Source organism: Nonomuraea sp. NPDC001684, assembly GCF_053596515.1.
Genome location: NZ_JBSFGJ010000253.1, coordinates 1 through 14,129 on the forward strand (window position 1 = coordinate 1; position 14,129 = coordinate 14,129).

Sequence of the window (14,129 nt, forward strand, 5' to 3'; positions counted from 1 at the left end):
TGCGCGGCGGGCGCGGCCGAGGCGGTCGCGCCGCCGTCGCCCGCCGCCCGGGTGCCGCCGCCGCAGGCCGACAGTGTCAGGGCCGCCGCGAGCCCTGCCGTGGCGGCCAGGAAGCCTCTGCGCGCGAATACCGGTCCCGACATGTCCAGCTCCTAAGGTTAGGCTTGCCTTCTTACGGAGACATTAGATTAGCCTTGCCTAAGTTTGACCGCTACGAGAGGGGGTCGGGTGCGCCCGGCTGAGGACACGGCTGAGCCCGCCGGCGGGCGTCCGGCGGGGACCGTGGAACACCGATCCGGTTCCGCGGCGGGGACCGGGGAGGGGCCGCGGCCGCGCCGCTCCGCGTCCGTGCTGGTGAGCGGGCTGGTCGTGACCGCGGGGGTGCTGGCGCTGGTGGCGATGGCGAGCGTGGCGCTCGGGGCGCGGTCGGTGCCGTTCTCGACGGTGATCGACGCGCTGCTCGCCCCCGACGGCTCCAGCGACCACGTCGTCATCCGCGAGCTGCGCATCCCGCGCACGCTGCTCGGCATCGGCGTCGGCGCGACGCTGGGCCTGGCGGGGGCGCTCATCCAGAGTCTGACCCGCAACCCGCTGGCCGACCCGGGGCTGCTCGGCATCAACGAGGGCGCCGCGCTCGGCGTCACGCTAGCGCTCGGCCTGTTCGGCCTCTCCGACCCCGCCGTGTACGTCTGGTTCGCCTTCGGCGGCGCCGCGGTGGCCTCCGTCGTCGTCTACGCGCTGGCCGCGGCCGGCCGCTCCGGCGCCGGACCGGTACGCCTGGCGCTGGCCGGGGTCGCGCTCGGCATGGTGTTCACGGCCGTCGCCTCGGCGATCCTGCGCATGGACGCGCAGACCTTCGACCGGATGCGGTTCTGGCTGACCGGCTCGCTGGCCGGGCAGAACGCGGACACGCTGGTGCGGCTGGCTCCCTTCATGGTGGCGGGGCTGGTGCTCGGGCTGACGCTGGCCAGGCCGCTCAACATGCTCTCGCTCGGCGACGACGCCGGGCGCTCGCTGGGCGTCGCGGTCGGCAGGACGCGCGTCCTCACCGGCGTGGCCGTCACGCTGCTGTGCGGGGCCGCGACCGCCGCCGCCGGGCCGCTGTGGTTCGTCGGGCTGGTCGTGCCGCACGCCGTGCGCGCGCTGGTCGGCGGCGACCAGCGGTGGGTGCTGCCGTACTCGGCACTGGCCGCGCCCGTGCTGCTGCTGGGCGCCGACGTCGTCGGGCGGCTGATCGCGCGTCCGGGAGAGGTGCAGGTGGGCATCGTGTGGGCGGTGATCGGCGCGCCGATCTTCATCCTGCTGGCCCGGCGCAGGCGGGTGGCGGCGCTGTGACCGTACGTCTCGGCCCCTGGTCCGTACGGCTCGCGCCCCGGTCCCTGCTCGTCTGCGCCGCCCTCGTGGCGGTCGGCTGCGGGGTGGGCGTGGCGGCGATCGCCACCGGCGAGTTCACCGTCTCAGTGCCCGACATCCTGGACGCCCTGTTCGGCCAGGGCACGCCGGTCGCCGAGCTGATCGTGAGCAGGTTGCGGGCCCCGCGCGTGGTCACCGGGCTGCTGGTGGGCGCGGCGTTCGGGGCGGGCGGCGCGATCTTCCAGAGCCTGACCAAGAACCCGCTGGGCAGCCCCGACTTCATCGGCTTCACCGCCGGCGCCTCGACGGGCGGCATCCTCGCCGTCGTCGCGGGCGGCTCGGCCATGACGATCGCGGGCGGCGCGCTGGCCGGTTGCGTGGTCACCGCCGTCCTGGTCTACGCGCTGGCCTTCCGACGCGGCGTGCAGGGCTACCGGCTGGTGCTGGTCGGCATCGGCGCCAACACGCTGCTGCTGGCGGTCAACAACTACCTGCTGACCAGGGCCAACATCAACGACGCGGCCACCGCGGGCGCGTGGCTGACCGGCAGCCTCGGCGGGCGCGGGTGGGACCACGCGATCCCGGTCGCGGTGGCGCTGGCCGTCCTGCTGCCGGTGTGCGCGCTGGTGGCGCGGCCGATGCGGATGATCGAGATGGGCGACGACGCGGCCCGGGCCATGGGCGTCAAGGTCGAGGCCGTACGGGCCGCGGCCATCACCGCCGGGGTGCTGCTGACCGGCGTGGCGACCGCGGCGGCCGGGCCCGTCGTCTTCGTCGCGCTGGCCGCGCCGCAGATCGCCCGCCGGCTGACCCGCTCCCCCGGCGTCACGATGGGCGCCTCGGCGCTCATGGGCGCGGTGCTGCTGACCGCCTCCGACCTGGTCGCCCAGCGGCTGCTCGCGCCGACCCAGCTTCCCGTCGGGGTGGTCACCGCCGCCGTCGGCGGCACGTACCTCGCGCTGCTCCTGCGAAAGGATCGTCACTGATGGTTGACCACCGCCTGTCGGGCACCGGCCTCACCCTCGCCTACGACCAGCGCGTCGTGGCCACCGAGCTCAGCGTGGCCATCCCGGACGAGTCCTTCACCGTGATCATCGGCCCGAACGCGTGCGGCAAGTCCACGCTGCTGCGCGCGCTGGCCAGGATGCTCAGGCCCAGGAAGGGCGCCGTGCACCTGGACGGCAGCGTGATCACCGCGCTGCCGTCGAAGGAGGTGGCGCGGCGGCTGGGCCTGCTGCCGCAGAGCTCGATCGTGCCCGACGGGATCAGCGTGGCCGACCTGGTGGCCCGCGGCCGCTACCCGCACCAGCGGCTCATGCGCCAGTGGTCGAGGGCCGACGAGGCGGCCGTGGCCGAGGCCATGCGCGCGACCGACGTCGCCGGGCTGGCCGACCGGATCGTGGACGAGCTGTCCGGCGGGCAGCGGCAGCGGGTGTGGCTGGCCATGGCGCTGGCCCAGGAGACGCCGATCCTGCTGCTGGACGAGCCCACCACGTTCCTGGACATCTCCCATCAGATCGAGGTGCTCGACCTCTGCGCCGACCTGCACGAGGCCGGCCGGACCATGGTCGCCGTGCTGCACGACCTCAACCAGGCGTGCCGGTACGCCACCCACCTGATCGTCATGCGGGCCGGCGAGGTCGTGGCCGAGGGCGTGCCGGCCGAGATCGTCACGCCCGAGCTGGTCCACCGGGTGTTCGACCTGCGGTGCGAGATCATCCAGGACCCGCAGTCGGGCACGCCGATGATCGTGCCCGAGGCGCGGCGGCGGGTGGCCGCCCCCGCCTGACCCGAACCACTTGAGCCGGACCGCCTGAGCTAGACCGGCTGGGCTAGGGCGGCGGCCAGGGCCGTGATGCCCGCGGTCGCGCGCTCGCGGCCGTACTCCTCGCGCAGCACCCCGGCCGCCTCCGCGCCCATCGCGGCCAGCAGGGTGTGGGCGAGCACGTCGGCGTCGCCGCCGGGCCGGGCCTCGGCCAGCAGGATCGCGACGTGGCGGTGCCAGAAGCGGTAGGCGCCGATGCGGTAGCGGGCCCCCGGGCTGGCCGTCTCGGACATCCGCACCAGGTCGAGGTGGGCGTAGAGGTAGTCGAGGTAGGCGGCCGTGAAGGCGGTCAGGCGTTCGGCGGCCGGAGCGCCGGGGCCCACGGGCGGCGGCCCCGACAGCACGCGCTCTTGCAGGTCGCGTTCGCGGGCGTCCAGCAGCGCCACCGCCAGCCCCGACTTGTCGCCGAACCGGCGGAACAGCGTGCCCTTGCCGACGCCCGCCTCGGCGGCGACCGCGTCCATCGACACGGCCTCCACGCCCTTCTCGGCGAACAGCCGCGCGGCGGCCGCGAGCACCTTCTCCCTGTTGCGGGCCGCGTCCGCGCGTTCCCTGACCGGTTTGCCGGTCAGCAGCTCCAGCGACTCGCTTGACGAACCGGACTGCGGTCCGTTAGGTTCCTGGCCATTCACACATCCGGACTCTAGTCCATTTCGCTCGGAGGCCACAATGACCATCACCCGCGAGGAGCTGCACGCCCGTCTGGGCAGCGTGACCGTGCTCGACACGCTCGGCGGCTCCTACTACGCCCAGCAGCACCTGCCCGGGGCCGTCGCCCTGGTGGAGAGCGAGGTCGCCGAGCGCGCCGCCGAGCTGCTGCCCGACAAGGACGCCACCATCGTCACCTACTGCTCCAACCCGGCCTGCGGCAACAGCAAGGCCGTGGCCAACCGGCTGACCGCGCTCGGCTACACCGACGTGCGCCGGTACGTCGAGGGCATCGAGGACTGGGTCGGGGCCGGCCTGCCGGTCGAGTCGTCCCTGTGACCGTCGTACCGGGAACTGCTCACAGGACGCCGCAGCGGCGCACCGCGAGCAGCGCCAGCGCGCGGGTGACCTCGCGCAGCTCGGCCAGCTCGACCTGCTCCCTGGGCGCGTGCGCGAACCGGACGTCCCCCGGGCCGTAGTGCAGGGTCGGGACGCCGCCCGCCGCGTACAGGCGCAGGTCGCTCCCGTACGGCGCGGCCGCCTCGGCCGGACGGCGGCCCGCGACGTCGGCGACGGCCTGGTCGACCGCGCCGAGCAGCTCGTGCCCGGCGGGCAGCCGGCCGCTGGCGAACTGGCCGCCCGGCCAGGTCACCGCGGGCGGGTTGTCCCGCAGCCACGGATGGCCGGTCGAGGCGACGGCCTCCTCGAAGGCCGCCCGCGCCGCGGCCGGGTCCTCGTCCAGGCGCACGCCGAGGCGTCCCTCGGCGACCAGCAGGTCCGGCACGGTGCTCGCCCAGTCGCCGGCCCGCACGGTGCCGACCTCGATGGGGTACGGCATGGGGTTGGCGCCGAAGAGCTCCGGCACGTCCCGGTTGCGGTCGGCCTCCAGGCGCCTGATCGCCTCGAACACCGGCCAGAAGACCTCGATCGCGTTGACGCCCTCGTACCGCGTGGCGCCGTGCGCGGCGCGGCCGGCGACCTCCAGCCGGAAGGTCTGCGCGCCGGCGTTGGCGGTGATGACCGCGCCGCTGGTGGGCTCGGTGATCACCGCGGCCTCCGCCGTGTGGCCCCTGGCCAGGGTGGCGAACGCGCCGAGGCCGCCGTCCTCCTCGCTGATCACGCAGTGCACCGCGAGGGGCCTGGCCAGGCGCACCCCCGCCCGCTTCAGCGCCCGCACGACGGCCAGGTTGGCCACCAGGCCGGCCTTCATGTCGCAGGCGCCCCTGCCGTGCAGCACGTCGCCGGTGATCCGGGCGGCGAACGGGTCGCTGCCCTCCCACTTGGCCAGGTCGCCGGTCGGGACGACGTCCACGTGGCCCTGGAGGGCCAGCGCCGGCACGCCCTCACCCTCGGTCACGGCGACGACGCCGTAGCCCTCCTGCCTGGGGGCCTCGGTGCCGGGGAAACCGGCGCGCGCGGTGAGGTCGGCGAGGTCGAGTTTCCAGACGTCCACGTCCAGGCCGGCCTCGGCGAGCAGGCGGGCGAAGCGGTGCTGGAGGTCGGACTCGGCGTCGGTGCCCGTGACGCTCGGGACGCGCACCGTCTCGGCCAGCAGGCCGACGGTCTCCGCCTCGTCGATGGCGTTCAGGACCCGGGCTTCCACGTCGCGCATGCAGCACACTTTCTCACGCCGTGAACGCCTTTCACGACATATGGCGATACAGAACGTGCGTAGCTGGATGAGCTGGATCGCGGTGACGCCGTTCACCGTCTGGGCGGCGGTGCGCCTGAGCGGGTTCGAGCCGGACTGGCCGTGGGTGCCGGTGGTCGCGTTCACGCCGTACGCGGCGGTGGGGGCGGCGCTGGGCCTGGCACTCGCCGGGCTGCTGCGGCGGTGGGCGGCGGGGGCGGTCGCGCTGGTCACGGTGCTGGCGCTGGGCGTCGCGGTGCTGCCCCGCGCGCTGCCCGACCCCGCGCCGGCCGCCCACGGCGCGCCGCTGCGCGTGCTGGCCGCCAACCTGCTGGTCGGCACGGCCGACGCGGCCGAGCTGACCGCGCAGGTCAGGTCGCTGCGGCCGGACGTGCTGACGTTGCAGGAGTTCACGCCCCTCGCCGAGCGGCGGCTGACGGCGGCCGGGCTGCGCGAGCTGCTGCCGTACACGGTGACGTGGCCCGCCAAGGGCGTGGGCGGCTCGGCCGTGTACGCCCGCCATCCCCTCACCGCCGGCGAGCTGATCGAGGCGGGCGGGTTCGGCCAGGCCACGGCCGTGCTGACGCACCCCGGCGGGGCCCGGGTGGAGATCGTCTCGGTGCATCCGTGCGCCCCCAAGCGGACGGGCCGGCAGCCGTGCTGGCTGGCGGGGCTGGAGCGCCTGCCGCGCGGCGGCGGACGGCTGCGCGTGCTGGCCGGCGACTTCAACGCCACCCTCGACCACCTCCCGCTGCGCGAGCTGCTGGCCGCCGGCTACCGCGACGCGGCCGACGCCATGGGCCGCGGCCTGTCCACGACGTGGGGCGGATGGGGCCCGCTGCCCGGCGTGACGATCGACCACGTGCTGGCCGGCGACCGCATGGCGGTGCGGGACTTCCGGGTGCTCGCGCCGGTCGGCAGCGACCACCGTCCGGTGTACGCCGAGCTCCTGCTGCCGTGACCCCATCCCCGGGGAAGGCGGGACCTGGGACGACCGCGGGATTCCGGAGCTGCGGCGGCTCGTAAACTGTGACCCGTGGAAGCGCCCAAGTTCGAGATTCAGATGCTGCACGATCGAGTGATGATCCGGCTGGAGCAGGAGGCCGAGGAGCGGCGCAGCGGCTCCGGGATCGTCATCCCCGCGACGGTCAAGATGGCCAACCGGCTGTCGTGGGGCGAGGTCTGCGGCGTCGGCACGAACGTGCGCGCGGTCAAGGTGGGCGACAAGGTGCTGTTCAACCCGGAAGACCAGTTCGAGGTCGAGGTGCACGCGCGGGTCTACCTCGTCATGCGCGAGCGCGACCTGCACGCGGTGGCCACCCAGGAGACCGACCACGGCACGGGCCTGTACCTATGACACCCGGGTCCTGGCGAAGTTGACCCACAGCTCGGCGGCCCAGGTGGCGGCGGGCACGTCCGCGAGCACCCGCGTCGTCCGGCCGGTCAGGTCGAGCACCGATAGGCGGCGGCCCTTCCCGGCCGTCGTGACGGCGATCAGATGGGTGTCGTCCCACCAGCCGAACAGGGCCGCCGGCTTGACGGCCACGCGCTGGGCGATCGTGCCGGTGGCCAGGTCGAGCAGGCACACCTGCTCCTTGAACCGCGAGGGGCACCACGTCGTCAGGCGTTTGCCCGAAGGCGCGTAGGAGTCCTCGGGGCCGGTCGGCAGGCCCACGTCCGCGTACGTGCGCAGCACCGCGCCGTCCGTGGGGCGGTAGATGCGCAGGCCGGTGCCGTACATGCTGACGAGGTTGCCGTCGGGGCTCCACCAGAAGCCGGCCTTCCGGGCCAGGCCCGCGACGCGGACCGTGCTCGCGGTGCCCGCGCGCACGTCCACCACCGTGAAGCCGAGCACCCGCCACGTCCCGCCGCTCTTCTGCTCGACGGTGAGCGCGAGCTTCCTGCCGTCCCTGGACCAGGAGGCGTAGGCCGCCGTCATGGGCTTCTTGACGGTACGGATCCGCGCGGTCTTGCCGGTGGCCCGGTCGGTGACGACCACGGAGTCGTAGCCCGCCCGGTAGGACGACGACACCCCGGCCGTCAGGCGGCCGTCCGGCGAGACCGCCACCTCCGACAGGCCCTTCTGCCGGGTGAAGGAGTCGCCGGTGGCGGCGCGCAGGTAGGTGCGGCCGGTGCCGAGGCCGTACGCGCTGAGCCGTACCGGGTCGCCCGATTTCTCGTGATATTTCATGCCGCCGGTTTCCGGCAACGTCAGGTCGGCCCGAGCGGCGGCCGGGGCGAGGAACGTCAGCGACAGCGCGACGGCTAGGTGAGCGAGCACGCCCGCAGAATAGGCAGGGAAAGGCGGCGATTCCGGGAACGATAACGACCCGGTCTGAAAGCCCCCGCGGAACTAGACGAAACGCTGGGCGATCTCCAGCAGGTCGATGCCGAGCGTCAGCATGCCGAAGTAGACGATCACCGCGGCGGCGGCCACGGTCACCAGCAGCACGAGGATGCGCACCGTCCAGCCCTGCCGCTTGTACCACTGCGTCCAGGCGTGCAGCGTCTGCTTGCCGAACTCCAGCACCCGGTGGGCCCAGTGGAACTCGGTGGCCAGCACCGCCAGCCCGGCGAACACCACGAGCCAGCCCGGCCCGGGGAACGGCACCATGATCAGGCCGCCGACCACCATCACCGCGCCGATGACGCCGACCACGATCTTCAGCGTGAGCGCGCCCGCGCGGGTGGACCGTATGCCGTCGAGCCGGCCCTTCAGACCGCCTCGGCGGGCGGGCATGGCGGAGCGGTCGGCGGCCTCGTCCTTCATCACGTCGGCGTCGCCCGTCTCGGAGTTCTGGATCGGCACGTCTCCCCCGTGTCGTCGGCTGCCTCTCAGGATACGGCCCACATTGGCAGGAACACTTGCAGACCACTAGCAGGCCGCCAAACAGGACGAAGAGTAAAATTTCCCGCCAGAAGTAAGGGTATTCCGGCAACTATCGGTTAATGTCGGCTATGCCCGAGGTCATCCTTCGCACCGTCACCGGCCCGATCCGCGCGGCAGCGGTGAACGGCGCCGTACTCCCCCACGAGCACCTGCGCAACGACATGCGCTGGGCGGTCGGCATCGACTCCGACCCCCACCGCTGGCTCGACGAGGAGACCACTGTCACCGCGGAGCTCCGCGAGCTGCGCCAGTCCGACGAGCTCAACCTGGTGGTCGAGCTCACCTGTCTCGGCATGGGCCGCGACGCCGCCGCCCTGGCCCGCATCGCGGCGGGCAGCCGGGTGCCGGTGATCGCCTCGACCGGCTTCTTCGCCCAGCCGTTCACCGACGTGGGCGACGAGGACGTCGAGCAGCTCACCCGGCGCCTGATGACCGAGATCTCCAGCGGCGTGGACGGCACCGGTGTCTTCCCCGGCGTGATCGGCGAGGTCGGCAGCTGGGGCGCCGAGCCCACCGCCCGCGAGGAGCGCTGCCTGCGCGCCGCCGCCCGCGCCTCCCGGCAGTCGCGCCTGCCCGTCGCCACCCACGGCCAGAACGCCCCGGCGCTGCTGGAGATCCTGCTCGGCGAGAACCTGCCCGGCTCCCGCGTGGCCGCCGGCTACTCCGGCGACCTGGGCGGCGCCCGCAAGATCGCCGAGGCGGGCGCGTACGTCAGCCTCAGCGTCCTGGCGCTCGGCCCCGACCAGGCGGCCAGGATCGCGCTCGGCCTCATCGAGGACGGCCACGCCGACCGCCTGCTCCTCAGCACCGGCCTGAGCCGCGTGGCCCAGGTCCAGCGGTACGGCGGCTGCGGCTACGCCCACCTGTTCCACAGCCTGCTCCCCCGCCTGCGCGAGGCCGGCACCGGCGAGGACGTCATCCGCCTGATCACCCACGACAACCCCCTGCGCTGGCTCACCGACGGCATGCGCTGACCCGGGGCCCCGCCCCGACACCGGCTGACCGACCGGATGCGCTGACGCCGCCCGCCACCCCGACACCGGCTGACCGGCCGGGTGCTGAGCCCGATCGGCGGGCAGTCCCTCGTCGAGGGGCGTGTGCGGGCCCGAGGGGCTGATCCGGGCCCTGTCGTCAAGATCGTCTCGGGGCGGCCGGGCGGGCGGTGATCGGACCGTGCCGCCCAGAACTCGCTAGGATCGGGGCGACACGAGCCTGGCCGGGTGGGGGATGGTGAGCGAGCACACGCAACGCGGCGGGCGCCTGCGCAGGTCGGTCGCGGCGCTGTCGCGCCTGAGCCGGGCGGGTGACGTCCCGGTCGTCGTCATGCTGGCCTGGGCCGGGTGGCTGGCCGTCCCGTGGTCGTTCAGCGGCCTCGCGCAGGCCAGGGCCGCGGCAGCGGCGGCCGCCGCCGACGCCGAGCCCCCGCCCTCGTCCCACGCCTCCGACACCGCCCCACCGCCGTCCGCACTCGCCCCCCACAGCACGCCGCTGTCCGCGCTCGCCTCGCACACCGCGTCGCCGTCCGCGCTCACTTCCCCCTCCTCGTCGCCGTCCGCGTTCGTCCCGGGTGTGCCCGTTGGTGGGGGCGGGGCGTTGTGCGGTCCGGGGGGCGGGGATGCGGCTTCGGGGCGCGGGGCCTGGCCGGTGGGTGCGGCCTGGGGGATCCCGGCGCCTGCGGTCGCCCATCCCGCCGCCACCGTTCGTCCCGTCCGGCCCGCCGCCACCGCCGATGCCTCCGCGACCGCCACCCCGCACACGCCGGACGCCGCTCCGCACACAGCGGAGACCGTCCGGCACACGGCGGGGGCCGTCCCGCACACGGCGGACGCCGTCCCGCACACAGCGGGGGCCGTCCCGCAGACCGTCCCGCACACGGCGGAAATCGGGTTCGGGCAGGCGGACGCCGCGCTCGGGCGGTCGGGGGCTTTGCTCGGCAAGGCCGAGGTGGTGGCGGCCGAGCGGGCGCGGATCGCCGGGGAGGTGCACGACGCCGCCGGTCACGGGCTCGCCGCCATCGCCATGCAGGCCGGGCTCGCGCTCGTCGTCCTCGACGACGACCCCGAGCAGGCACGGGCCTCGCTCCGGGCGATCAGGGAGACCAGCACCACCGCCCTGGCCCACCTGCGCGCCGCGCTCGACGGCATCGACCCGCCGGCCGCCGACCTGCCCGGCCTCATCGCCGGCGTACGCGCCGCGGGCCTGCCGGTCGACGTCGAGCCTGCCGATCCCGCCGTGCCCGCCCATCTCAAGGACGCCGTCTACCGGGTGGTCCGCGAATCCCTCACGAACGTGCTCCGGCACGCCGGCCCGACCAGGGCCTCGGTGCGCCTGGCCGACGGCCCGTGCGCGTTCGTCCTGGAGGTGTCCGACCGCGGCGCGGGCTGGAACGGCGCCGCCGAGGGCCGCGGGCTGGCCGGGATGCGCGCCCACGTCACCGAGGCGGGCGGCCGGCTCACCGCCGGGCCCCGCGAGGGCGGCGGCTTCCAGGTGACCGCCCGCTTCCCCCGGTACGAGGCATGACCGCCTCCGGCCCAGGCCCCCACCCCCCAGGCCCGGACACGCACACCCCCGCCCAGACAGGCCCGGACGCGCCCGCCGTCGGCACAGCCCTGCCCGGTACGGGCGCCGGGGGCCGCGTGATCAGGGTGGCGGTCGCCGACGATCAGGCCGTCGTGCGGATGGGGCTGCGGGCGCTGCTGGAGCGGGAGCCCGGCATGGAGTGCGTGGGCGAGGCGGCCGACGGCGCGGCGGCGCTCGACCTGATCCGCCGCACCCGTCCCGACGTGCTGCTGCTCGACATCCGCATGCCCGGCACCGACGGCCTGTCCGCGTTGCGGGCCGTGGCCGCCGATCCCACGCTGGCCGGCACCCGGATCGTCGTGGTGACCACGTTCGCCGTCGACGAGTACGTCTTCGCCGCCCTCCAGGCCGGGGCGAGCGGCTTCGTGCTCAAGGACAGCGCGCCCGACGAGCTGGTCAACGCCGTGCGCGTGGTGGCGGCGGGCGAGGCGCTGCTGTCGCCGTCCATCACCAGGAAGGTCATCGGCCTGTTCGGCCGCGGCGGCGCCGAGCCCGTCGAGGGCCTGGGCACGCTCACCCCGCGCGAGCGCGAGCTGGTGGCGTGGGTGGCGACGGGCCGGTCCAACGACGAGATCGCCAGGGAGCTGGTGATCAGCCCCGACACCGTGCGCACGCACGTCAGCCGGGCCATGGTCAAGCTGCGCGCCCGCGACCGGGCCCAGCTCGTGGTGTTCGCCATGCGGGCCGGGCTCGCGCCGCCGGCCTGAGCCGGGCACGCGGCCCACCGACGGTACCCCCCCCGCCGCCGGACACGCGGCCTACCGCAGGAAGCCCTCGTAGTTGCGCTGCTGGAGCTGGGCCTCGATCTGCTTGACCGTGTCCAGCCCGACGCCGACCATGATGAGCACGCTGGTCCCGCCGAACGGGAAGTTCTGCTGCGTGCCGGGGTCGCGCAGGATCGCGAACGCCACCAGCGGCAGCAGCGCCAGCACGCCGAGGTAGACGGCTCCGGGCGCGGTCAGCCGCGACAACACGTACGCCAGGTAGCGGGCCGTCGGCGCGCCCGGCCGGATCCCCGGCACGAACCCCCCGAACCGCCGCATGTTGTCGGCCACCTCGACGGGATTGAAGGTGATCGCGACGTAGAAGTAGGCGAAGGAGACGATCAGCAGCACGTACACGCTCATGTAGAGCGGATGGGTCCCGGCGGTCAGGTTGCGCGAGACCCAGGCGCCCGCCTCCGCGCCGAGCAGCGGCGCGGCCAGCGTCGGCACGTAGAGCAGCGACGAGGTGAAGATCACCGGTACGATCCCCGCCTGGTTGACCTTGAGCGGGATGTACGTGCTGCTCCCCCCGTACATGCGCCGCCCCACCATGCGCTTGGCGTACTGGACGGGCACCCGCCGCTGGGCCTGCTCGACGAACACCACCGCCGCCACCAGGCACAACCCGGCCGCCAGCATCACCGCGAACCCGAACGGCGTGAGCACGAAGATCTTCGCCATGTACCCCGGGAACACCGCCACGACCTGCGTGAACATCAGGATCGACATGCCGTTGCCGATCCCCCGGTCGGTGATCAGCTCGCCCATCCACATGACCACGCAGGTGCCCGCGACCATCGTCGCCACGATCACCGACACCGCGAGCAGCCCCTGGTCGCGCAGCAGCGGACGGGCGCAGCCGGGCAGCAGGTTCCCCGAGCGGGCCAGGGTGACGACGGTCGTGGCGTTCAGGACGGCGAGGCCGACGGTCAGGTAACGGGTGTACTGGGTGATCCGCGCCTGCCCGTTGGACCCCTCCTTCCTGAGCGTGTCGAGCCGCGGCACCACGACGGCGGACAGCTGCAGGATGATGCTGGCCGTGATGTAGGGCATGACGCCCAGCGCGAACACCGACAGCTGGAGCATCGCGCCGCCGCTGAGCATCTGCATCATGTCGAAGACGCCGCCGCTCGCCGAGCCCACGCACTGCCGCACGGCCACGACGTCCACGCCGGGCGCGGGCATGATCTGGCCGAGGCGGAACAGCACGATCAGCCCCAAGGTGAACAGCAGTTTCCTGCGCAGCTCCGGCACCCGGAACGCTCTGGCGAAGACAGTCAGCATGAGCAGGAAGTCTGTCCGCGGGCGAGCCGGACGTCGTCCGCCCAGGCGAGGCACCCGCGTACGCAGATCCGCGTAGGTTGGGCGCATGACGACCGTGTGGGTGATCAGCGGGCCGCCGGGGGCGGGCAAGTCCACGGTGGCGGCCGAGCTGCTGGCCCGCCTGTCGCCGGTGCCCGCCCTGCTCGACAAGGACACCGTCTACGGCGACCTCGTCGCGGAGGTCCTGCGGGCCCACGGCCGCGACCAGGGCGAGCGCGAGGGCCCCTGGTACGACCGGCACGTCAAGCACCACGAGTACACCGGCCTGACCAGGATCGCCGCGCAGATCCGCGGCCACGGCTGCCCGGTGCTGCTCGACGGCCCGTTCACCGCGCAGGTGCACGACGCGGCGCGCTGGGCGCGGTGGGTGGCGGAGCTGGGCGGCCCGCCCGTGCGCCTGTTGTGGGTGCGTTCGGACGGGCCGACGCTGCGCGCCCGGCTGGAGGCGCGCGGCCTGGCCAGGGACGCGGGCAAGCTGGCGGCCTTCGCCGACTACCTGAGGAACATCCGGGTGGACGAGCCGCCCGTCGTGCCGCACCTGGAGATCGACAACCGGCGGGGCGCGCCGCCGGTCGGCGACCAGCTCACGGCGGCGGGTACGCCTCCGCGACCAGCTCACGGCGGCGGGTACACCGCCGCGAACACGGCCGGCAGCCGGGGGACGAGCCGGGTGAACCGCCCCTCCTCGTAGGAGGCGCCCGGCTCGTTGCTGAGCTGCTGGGACACGGGCCCGGCGATCAGGCTCGCGGCCAGGGCCAGCCCCTCCTCGCCCGCGGCGTCGGGATGCAGCTCACCGCGCCCGACGGCGGCCCTGATCAGCTCGGCGAAGTGCTCGTGGACGGCCAGCGCGGGCGCGTACGCCTCGGGCGAGGGCGCGAACCCCGGCACCGGCCGCCAGAACATCAACTGGGCCAGCACCTGGTTCTCCATGATCCACCGCGCTCCGGCCTCCAGGGACGACCCCATGGCCGCCAGCCCCGGCTCGTGCGGCTCGGCCCCCCGCCGCACGGCCGCCAGGTAGCCCTCCTGCCCGCGCCTGAACAGGGCGTCGTAGACCGCGTGCCGGGACGGGAAGTACTTGTACAGCGACGGCGGCTGGATGCCGAGCCGCCTGGC

16 protein-coding genes are annotated in these 14,129 nt (G+C 74.3%); 10 read left to right on the plus strand and 6 right to left on the minus strand.

Annotated features, from left to right (window positions below; genetic code table 11):
• Positions 1-354: 354 nt before the first annotated feature.
• The 3 genes from ACWCSD_RS33295 to ACWCSD_RS33305 are packed head-to-tail and all read left to right on the plus strand — an operon-like array spanning position 355 to position 3,142.
• Positions 355-1,335: a FecCD family ABC transporter permease gene (locus tag ACWCSD_RS33295; RefSeq protein ID WP_449920828.1), complete on the plus strand. Its 981-nt coding sequence runs from the start codon at positions 355-357 to the stop codon at positions 1,333-1,335.
• Positions 1,332-2,339 (plus strand): FecCD family ABC transporter permease, encoded by a 1,008-nt coding sequence (locus ACWCSD_RS33300; protein WP_387665902.1) that lies wholly within the window; start codon positions 1,332-1,334, stop codon positions 2,337-2,339. Before ACWCSD_RS33295 ends, ACWCSD_RS33300 begins: the two co-directional genes overlap by 4 nt.
• The gene (locus ACWCSD_RS33305) at positions 2,339-3,142 is read left to right on the plus strand and encodes an ABC transporter ATP-binding protein (RefSeq protein WP_397162322.1); all 804 of its coding nucleotides are present in this window, start codon (positions 2,339-2,341) and stop codon (positions 3,140-3,142) included. Before ACWCSD_RS33300 ends, ACWCSD_RS33305 begins: the two co-directional genes overlap by 1 nt.
• Before the next feature lie 29 nt (positions 3,143-3,171).
• Here the strand turns inward: ACWCSD_RS33305 and ACWCSD_RS33310 are convergent, their stop codons facing one another.
• Positions 3,172-3,810, minus strand: coding sequence for a TetR/AcrR family transcriptional regulator (locus tag ACWCSD_RS33310; RefSeq protein ID WP_397162323.1), 639 nt, complete (start codon positions 3,808-3,810; stop codon positions 3,172-3,174).
• Between the two features lie 37 nt (positions 3,811-3,847).
• Here ACWCSD_RS33310 and ACWCSD_RS33315 point away from each other — a divergent pair, with 37 nt between their 5' ends.
• Positions 3,848-4,165, plus strand: coding sequence for a rhodanese-like domain-containing protein (locus ACWCSD_RS33315; protein ID WP_352323684.1), 318 nt, complete (start codon positions 3,848-3,850; stop codon positions 4,163-4,165).
• 19 nt (positions 4,166-4,184) lie between these two features.
• Here ACWCSD_RS33315 and ACWCSD_RS33320 read toward each other — a convergent pair whose 3' ends face one another.
• Positions 4,185-5,438 carry an ArgE/DapE family deacylase gene (locus ACWCSD_RS33320; protein ID WP_449920833.1) on the minus strand — a complete coding sequence of 418 codons (1,254 nt, stop codon included), beginning with the start codon at positions 5,436-5,438 and terminating at the stop codon, positions 4,185-4,187.
• A 67-nt stretch (positions 5,439-5,505) separates the two neighbouring features.
• On the opposite strand from ACWCSD_RS33320, the gene ACWCSD_RS33325 reads away from it, so the two are divergent.
• On the plus strand, positions 5,506-6,417 hold the full coding sequence (locus tag ACWCSD_RS33325) for an endonuclease/exonuclease/phosphatase family protein (protein WP_449920836.1): 912 nt from the start codon (positions 5,506-5,508) through the stop codon (positions 6,415-6,417).
• Positions 6,418-6,492: 75 nt separating this feature from the next.
• Positions 6,493-6,813, plus strand: a complete 321-nt coding sequence (locus ACWCSD_RS33330) for a GroES family chaperonin (protein WP_357700902.1) — start codon at positions 6,493-6,495, stop codon at positions 6,811-6,813.
• On the opposite strand, the gene ACWCSD_RS33335 is transcribed toward ACWCSD_RS33330, so the two are convergent.
• On the minus strand, positions 6,808-7,737 hold the full coding sequence (locus ACWCSD_RS33335; RefSeq protein ID WP_449920840.1) for a TolB family protein: 930 nt from the start codon (positions 7,735-7,737) through the stop codon (positions 6,808-6,810). The two genes, ACWCSD_RS33330 and ACWCSD_RS33335, sit on opposite strands and share 6 nt — an antisense overlap.
• 72 nt (positions 7,738-7,809) lie before the next feature.
• A complete protein-coding gene (locus ACWCSD_RS33340) occupies positions 7,810-8,265 on the minus strand; it encodes a TIGR02611 family protein (RefSeq protein WP_352327238.1) in 456 nt (151 codons plus the stop codon).
• Between the two features lie 149 nt (positions 8,266-8,414).
• Here ACWCSD_RS33340 and ACWCSD_RS33345 point away from each other — a divergent pair, with 149 nt between their 5' ends.
• The 3 genes from ACWCSD_RS33345 (at position 8,415) to ACWCSD_RS33355 (ending at position 11,633) form a co-directional block, all read left to right on the plus strand.
• Entirely contained in the window at positions 8,415-9,320 is a 906-nt protein-coding gene (locus ACWCSD_RS33345; protein ID WP_358302470.1) for a phosphotriesterase family protein, read from the plus strand.
• A gap of 253 nt (positions 9,321-9,573) precedes the next feature.
• The gene (locus ACWCSD_RS33350) at positions 9,574-10,866 is read left to right on the plus strand and encodes a sensor histidine kinase (RefSeq protein ID WP_449920844.1); all 1,293 of its coding nucleotides are present in this window, start codon (positions 9,574-9,576) and stop codon (positions 10,864-10,866) included.
• A 116-nt stretch (positions 10,867-10,982) separates the two neighbouring features.
• A complete protein-coding gene (locus ACWCSD_RS33355) occupies positions 10,983-11,633 on the plus strand; it encodes a response regulator (RefSeq protein ID WP_449920851.1) in 651 nt (216 codons plus the stop codon).
• A gap of 51 nt (positions 11,634-11,684) precedes the next feature.
• Here the strand turns inward: ACWCSD_RS33355 and secY are convergent, their stop codons facing one another.
• Positions 11,685-12,974 (minus strand): preprotein translocase subunit SecY, encoded by a 1,290-nt coding sequence (gene secY / locus ACWCSD_RS33360; RefSeq protein WP_352353596.1) that lies wholly within the window; start codon positions 12,972-12,974, stop codon positions 11,685-11,687.
• Between the two features lie 85 nt (positions 12,975-13,059).
• On the opposite strand from secY, the gene ACWCSD_RS33365 reads away from it, so the two are divergent.
• Complete coding sequence (locus ACWCSD_RS33365) at positions 13,060-13,704, plus strand: AAA family ATPase (RefSeq protein WP_397218753.1); 645 nt, start codon at positions 13,060-13,062, stop codon at positions 13,702-13,704.
• Here ACWCSD_RS33365 and ACWCSD_RS33370 read toward each other — a convergent pair.
• On the minus strand, positions 13,629-14,129 hold a 501-nt coding region (locus ACWCSD_RS33370), incomplete at its 5' end, for a TetR/AcrR family transcriptional regulator (RefSeq protein WP_449920848.1). The two genes, ACWCSD_RS33365 and ACWCSD_RS33370, sit on opposite strands and share 76 nt — an antisense overlap.

Bases quoted from the DNA above. Each gene is read 5' to 3' on its own strand.
- ACWCSD_RS33325 (WP_449920836.1), top strand. From the start codon at position 5,506: ATGAGCTGGATCGCGGTGACGCCGTTCACCGTCTGGGCGGCGGTGCGC.
- ACWCSD_RS33350 (WP_449920844.1), top strand. From the start codon at position 9,574: ATGGTGAGCGAGCACACGCAACGCGGCGGGCGCCTGCGCAGGTCGGTC.
- ACWCSD_RS33320 (WP_449920833.1), bottom strand. From the start codon at position 5,438: ATGCGCGACGTGGAAGCCCGGGTCCTGAACGCCATCGACGAGGCGGAG.
- ACWCSD_RS33315 (WP_352323684.1), top strand. From the start codon at position 3,848: ATGACCATCACCCGCGAGGAGCTGCACGCCCGTCTGGGCAGCGTGACC.
- secY (WP_352353596.1), bottom strand. From the start codon at position 12,974: ATGCTGACTGTCTTCGCCAGAGCGTTCCGGGTGCCGGAGCTGCGCAGG.
- ACWCSD_RS33345 (WP_358302470.1), top strand. From the start codon at position 8,415: ATGCCCGAGGTCATCCTTCGCACCGTCACCGGCCCGATCCGCGCGGCA.
- ACWCSD_RS33305 (WP_397162322.1), top strand. From the start codon at position 2,339: ATGGTTGACCACCGCCTGTCGGGCACCGGCCTCACCCTCGCCTACGAC.
- ACWCSD_RS33365 (WP_397218753.1), top strand. From the start codon at position 13,060: ATGACGACCGTGTGGGTGATCAGCGGGCCGCCGGGGGCGGGCAAGTCC.